4 protein-coding genes are annotated in these 5,293 nt (G+C 60.3%); 2 read left to right on the top strand and 2 right to left on the bottom strand.

The window, feature by feature from the left end:
* Window positions 1-107: 107 nt before the first annotated feature.
* Complete coding sequence (locus DWZ22_RS09940; protein WP_118406048.1) at window positions 108-1,133, bottom strand: hypothetical protein; 1,026 nt, start codon at window positions 1,131-1,133, stop codon at window positions 108-110.
* A 214-nt stretch (window positions 1,134-1,347) separates the two neighbouring features.
* Between DWZ22_RS09940 and DWZ22_RS09935 the strand changes: the two genes are divergently transcribed.
* Together DWZ22_RS09935 and DWZ22_RS09930 are read left to right on the top strand one after the other, a co-directional pair.
* A complete protein-coding gene (locus DWZ22_RS09935) occupies window positions 1,348-3,201 on the top strand; it encodes an ABC transporter ATP-binding protein (protein ID WP_117655340.1) in 1,854 nt (617 codons plus the stop codon).
* Window positions 3,202-5,061 (top strand): ABC transporter ATP-binding protein, encoded by a 1,860-nt coding sequence (locus DWZ22_RS09930; protein ID WP_118406047.1) that lies wholly within the window; start codon window positions 3,202-3,204, stop codon window positions 5,059-5,061. It begins immediately after the preceding gene.
* Between the two features lie 22 nt (window positions 5,062-5,083).
* On the opposite strand, the gene DWZ22_RS10545 is transcribed toward DWZ22_RS09930, so the two are convergent.
* Window positions 5,084-5,293: hypothetical protein (locus tag DWZ22_RS10545; protein ID WP_233546492.1), on the bottom strand; the 210-nt coding region annotated here is incomplete at its 5' end.

Genomic DNA, 5,293 nt, shown 5'->3' with positions numbered 1-5,293 from the left:
AGCCTCCCATTTCTCATGTCCAAGAAATGGGAGGCAGTTCAGGTTGGGGAAACGGGCCTCTTTTGTCTCCGGGTTTGTGGATTGGCGAAGGTAGTATGATCTGGCGGCTATTTTGAGTTCTTGATGCGGCGTGTAGCCGTGGCGGTTATTCCGAGGCCTGCGGCGGCGACTGCTGCGAGTGCGATTGCGCTCGGCGCTGCGTCGCCCGTGTTCGCGAGCTTGTCGGCGGTCGTATCTGCTTGTTTGCCGCTGCTTGTGCTCGCTTGCTTGATGGAGCTTGGTAGGGCGTCTTTACCGGTTGCAGGTGAGGCAACGGGCGGTGTCGCCTTGGCGGGTTGCGTTGAGCCGGAGGGAGGCGCTGTCTCGGTCGGTTTCGTTATCTCGGGCGAGGCGGCCTTGTCCGCCGCGGCCTTTGCCTCTTCGTATGCTTTGCAGGCATCGTCATAGGCTATTTGCGCTCTTTTCAAATCGTCGAGGAGCGCATTCCGCTTGGCTGTTTCTCCGTCGAGATGGGTTTTATTAAACTCCACTTCGCTTTCAAAGAAATAAATCAGGCTTTTATGACTTTCGAGGCGCATTCGGCAGTGCTCAAGCTTATCTTCACAGAAATTTTCTTGCATTATTGCCTCTGTGATCGCCTCTTGCAACTGCCGAATAGTTTCGGCAGGAGTCGTGTAGTCGATTTTATTTAATTCTGCCTCAAGGGCTCTTGTCCGGTTGTGGGCCTTATCACATTCGGCTTGAGCTGCATCGACGTTCGCTTGCATGGTAGGAAGGGATTCCTTATATATGGCGGCTTGCGCCAAATTAGTGTCGTAGTTCTCTTGAAAAATGGCAATTTTAGTATCGATTTCCGCAAGTTTCTCGAGACTTGCGGCGTCTTTTGCGGCCTCGAGGTTTTTGAGCGCTTCCTGCATGGCTGCATACGCTTTGTCTTTTGCGGCGGCCGCATCTTCCGTCTGCAGGGCGCCCGAATTGCCGTTGGCGGCGCTCGTCTGCGAAACGGCCGCACCGGTGGGGGCGCTGGTTTCTGCCGCGATCGCCGTTACGGGGGCGATTCCCGCGACAAGTGCCGCGGAAAGGGCGATGCCCACAGTTGCTCGTCTTGCTCTTCTTGCGAGAATGTCGTTCATCTCGGCACCTCATTTCAAGGGTCGGCGGCTCAACTTGGTAGCACTAATGTAAGTATACCAAGTGATCGACCCGTAACTTGCCGGGCATGCGCGCCTCTCCGCTTCTCTGGAAACCGAATCCCATTAGAAATGACGAGCTGCTTACGCAATTTTTGGGCTCACCGTACTATCATGATTCGAATTGAGTGTGAATGATGATAGGGAGCGCCTTTTTATGATTGAGCTGCTCAGGCGTTTTGGTGGTAAGTTTCGCCGATATATGGTGATTGGCCCTGCGTGCAAGCTGATCGAAGTGATCTTTGACCTGCTTACGCCGCTGGTGATTGCCCAGATGATCGATAAGGGTATTGGCGCACACGATGTCAACGCCGTTATCCACTACGGCATGGTACTTGGCGCCATGGCTGTGATCGGCATCTCGTTTACGCTCGTCTGCCAAAAGATGGCGGCGCTGACCTCGCAGGGCATGGGCACCGACATTCGCGGCGCGCTCTACGAGCACATCAACAAACTGAGCTATGCCGAACTCGACCGCTTTGGCACGCCGTCGCTTATCACCCGCATCACCAACGACGTCAACCAGGTGCAGCTTGCCGTGGCGTTGGGCGTGCGCATGCTCATCCGCTGGCCCTTCTTGGCGGTGGGCTCCATGTGCGCGGCCCTTGTCATCGACCTTAAGCTCGGCATGATCTTTTTGATTTGCACGCCCGCCATCGGCCTGGTGTTTTGGTTTGTCATGGCGCGCTGCATTCCGTACTACAAGCAGCTGCAGGCAAAGCTCGACCGCATCGCGCTCATTTGCCGCGAGGGGCTTTCGGGCGCTCGCGTGGTTCGCGCCTTCGTGCGCGAGGACCACGAGCGCGAGCGCTTTGCCCAGGCCGCCGATGACCAGGCCAATACTGCCATCGCGGTGGGTAAGCTCTCGTCGATTCTCAACCCCGTCACGTTTCTTGTGATGAACCTGGGCGTGTGCGCCATCCTGTGGGTGGGCGGCATCCAGGTCAACGTGGGCGAGCTAACGCAGGGTCAGGTCATGGCGTTTGTGAACTACATGACGCAGACCCTGACCTCCATCGTGTATGTCGCCAACCTGGTCGTGGTCTTTACCAAGGCGAGCGCCAGCGCGTCGCGTATCAACGAGGTGCTCAATTGCGAGCCGAGCATCACCGACGGGGGCAACCAGCCGGTCGCGCTGCTCAAGCCGGGCAATGTCGCTCCAGTTCCTGCGCTGAGCTTGAGCCATGCGAGCTTCTCTTTTGGCGCGGGCGCTGCCAACGCCGTCAACGATGTGACCCTGGAGCTCCCGCTGGGCAAGACGCTCGGCATTATTGGCGGTACGGGCAGTGGTAAGTCCACGCTCGTCTCGCTCATCCCGCGCCTGTACGATGCGGGCACCGGCAGCGTGAGCGTGATGGGCGCCGACGTGCGCACCTGGCCGCTCGATCAGCTGCGCCACGTGGTCGCGACCGTTCCGCAGCGAGCGTCGCTGGTGAGCGGCACCATTCGCAGCAACCTAACCTGGCGCGACGAGGCGGCAACCGACGAGGAGCTCTGGGCGGCGCTCGACATGGCGCAGGCCAGCGAATTTGTGCGCAACAAGCCGCAGGGGCTCGATGCCCCGGTCGAGGCGGGCGGCAAGAACTTTAGCGGTGGCCAGCGCCAGCGCCTGACCATCGCACGTGCCCTGGTGGGCTCTCCACAGGTCCTAATCATGGATGACTCCGCCTCGGCGCTCGACTTTAAGACCGACGCGGCGCTTCGCCATGCCATCCGCGAGCGCAGCGTGCGCGGTGCCGCCGCGGGCGGGCTCCCACTGACCACGGTGATCGTGAGCCAGCGCGTCTCGACCGTGCGCGATGCCGACATGATCTGCGTGCTCGACCACGGTTCGGTCGCGGGCCTGGGCGCGCACGATGAGCTGTACGCGACCTGCCGGCTCTATCGCGAGATTTGCCAGTCGCAGCTTCGTCGTGAGGAGCTCGAGGGTCAGCGGGGGAGCGCGACGTCCACGTCCACCCCAGGCGCCGCGTGCGCCCTGGCATCCACTTGCGCAAAGGAGGGCTGCTAAATGAATCCGTACACTTCTTCCGGCTCGGTCGCCACGATGACCGCCAACGTGTCTGGCAACGATAACCTCAACGACCTGGGGGACGGCCCGCGCCAGCCCGGCGACCCCGAGCGCTATCCCGTGGGCGCGGTGACCCGCCGCCTGCTGGGCTATGTTCGCCCGCACCGCATTTCGTTTGCGGCGTCGTTTGTGAGCGCTGCCATCTCGGTGATCTTGCAGCTCTACACACCTATTCTCATCGGCGAGGGCATCGACCTGATCGTCGCCGCCGGGCAGGTGGACTTCGATGCGCTGCTGCCGCTTGTCACCAAGCTCGCGATTGTCGTCGTAGGTGCTGCGGCTTTCCAGTGGCTGCAGGGCTATTGCGTTAACCGCTTGTCCTACGAGACGGTGCGCGACATGCGCGTGGAGGCGAGCGACAAGCTCAGCCGCATGCCGCTCAGCTTTATCGACAGCCATGCCCACGGCGACCTCATGAGCCGCGTGGTCAACGACGTCGATCAGGTGGGCGACGGTCTGCTGCAGGGCTTCACGCAGCTCTTTACCGGCGTTATTACCATCGTGGGCACGCTCGCGTTTATGCTCTCCATCAAGCTGACCATGACGCTTGTGGTGGTGCTCGTCACGCCGCTTTCCATCTTTGCGGCCGGTGCCATCGCCAAACTTTCCAATAAGAGCTTTACGGCACAGCAGCGCATCCAAGGCCAGCTCGGTGGCCATATCGAGGAGTATGTGGGCGAGCAGAAGCTGGTGGATGCGTTTGCCTATGGCCCGAACGCTCAACAGCGCTTTGATGCCCTTAACGCCGAGCTCTATACGGCAGGTGAGCGCGCGCAGTTTATGGGCTCGCTCTCCAACCCCGGCACGCGCTTTATCAATAACATCATCTATGCCGTGGTCGCTGTGATCGGCTGCGCGGGCGTGATCACGGGCGTGCCTGCGGCGCTCACGGTGGGCGGCGTGCAGATCTTCCTGTCCTACGCCAACCAGTACACTAAGCCGTTCAACGAGGTCACGAACGTCATCACGCAGATCCAGACTGCGTACGCCTCGGCGCGCCGCATGTTTGCACTGCTCGATGCGCGCGAGCAGGAGCCCGATGCGCTAGATGCCGTGGAACTTGCCGCCCCGCAGGGTGAGGTGACCTTTGAACATGTGGACTTTAGCTATGTGCCCGACCGCAAGCTGCTGCAGGATGTCTGCATCGAGGCTAAACCCGGCATGCGCTTTGCCCTGGTCGGTCCTACGGGCTGTGGCAAGACAACGCTCATCAATTTGCTGCTGCGGTTCTACGATATCGACGCCGGTCGCATTGCGGTCGATGGCCGTTCCTCGCGTGACTACACGCGCGCAAGCCTGCGCCGCGCCTTTGGCATGGTGCTGCAGGACACATGGCTGTTCGAGGGCACGGTGGCGGACAACATCGCTTACGGTTGCCCAGGAGCCGCGCGCGAGCAGGTTATCGAGGCCGCCAAGCGCGCGCACGCGCACAAGTTTATCGTGCAGCTGCCAGGCGGCTACGATACGGTAATCGGCGAGGACGGCGGCACGTTTAGCCAGGGTCAAAAACAGCTGCTGTGCATCGCGCGCGTCATGCTCACCGATCCGGCGATTCTGCTGCTGGACGAGGCGACGTCGAGCATCGATACGCGTACCGAGCTGCAGGTGCAGGCGGCATTCGACGAGCTCATGGCCGGTCGTACGAGCTTTGTCGTGGCGCACCGCCTGAGCACCATCCGCAACGCCGACTGCATTCTGGTGATGCGCGACGGCGAGATTATCGAGCGCGGCACGCACGACGAGCTGCTCGCGGCAGGCGGCTTCTACGCCGAGCTCTACCGCAGCCAGTTCGCCCAGTGAGCAAGCCCGTGGGGCAAATTAATCAGGTTTGTTTGTCCCATAGAGCGATCTTGTTATATAGCGTTCTACCAGCGCGTGAAACATTTTGACGATACTCCGTGACGCAATTTGACGGCGTTTTGTGAAACAGTTTTTCGGCCATTCGTGAAACGTTCTGTGGCGGTTTCAATCCGAAGTACATACTGTTCGAAATCTGTCCAAAGATGTCGTCTGCGTCGCCAATCGACAGACG

It is taken from the genome of Collinsella sp. AF31-11, assembly GCF_003475605.1.
GTDB lineage: Bacteria > Actinomycetota > Coriobacteriia > Coriobacteriales > Coriobacteriaceae > Collinsella.
This window is presented reverse-complemented; position numbering and strand designations above follow the sequence as displayed.

Coding starts and splice junctions, on each gene's coding strand:
- DWZ22_RS09940 (WP_118406048.1), bottom strand. CDS start 1,133: ATGAACGACATTCTCGCAAGAAGAGCAAGACGAGCAACTGTGGGCATC.
- DWZ22_RS09935 (WP_117655340.1), top strand. CDS start 1,348: ATGATTGAGCTGCTCAGGCGTTTTGGTGGTAAGTTTCGCCGATATATG.
- DWZ22_RS09930 (WP_118406047.1), top strand. CDS start 3,202: ATGAATCCGTACACTTCTTCCGGCTCGGTCGCCACGATGACCGCCAAC.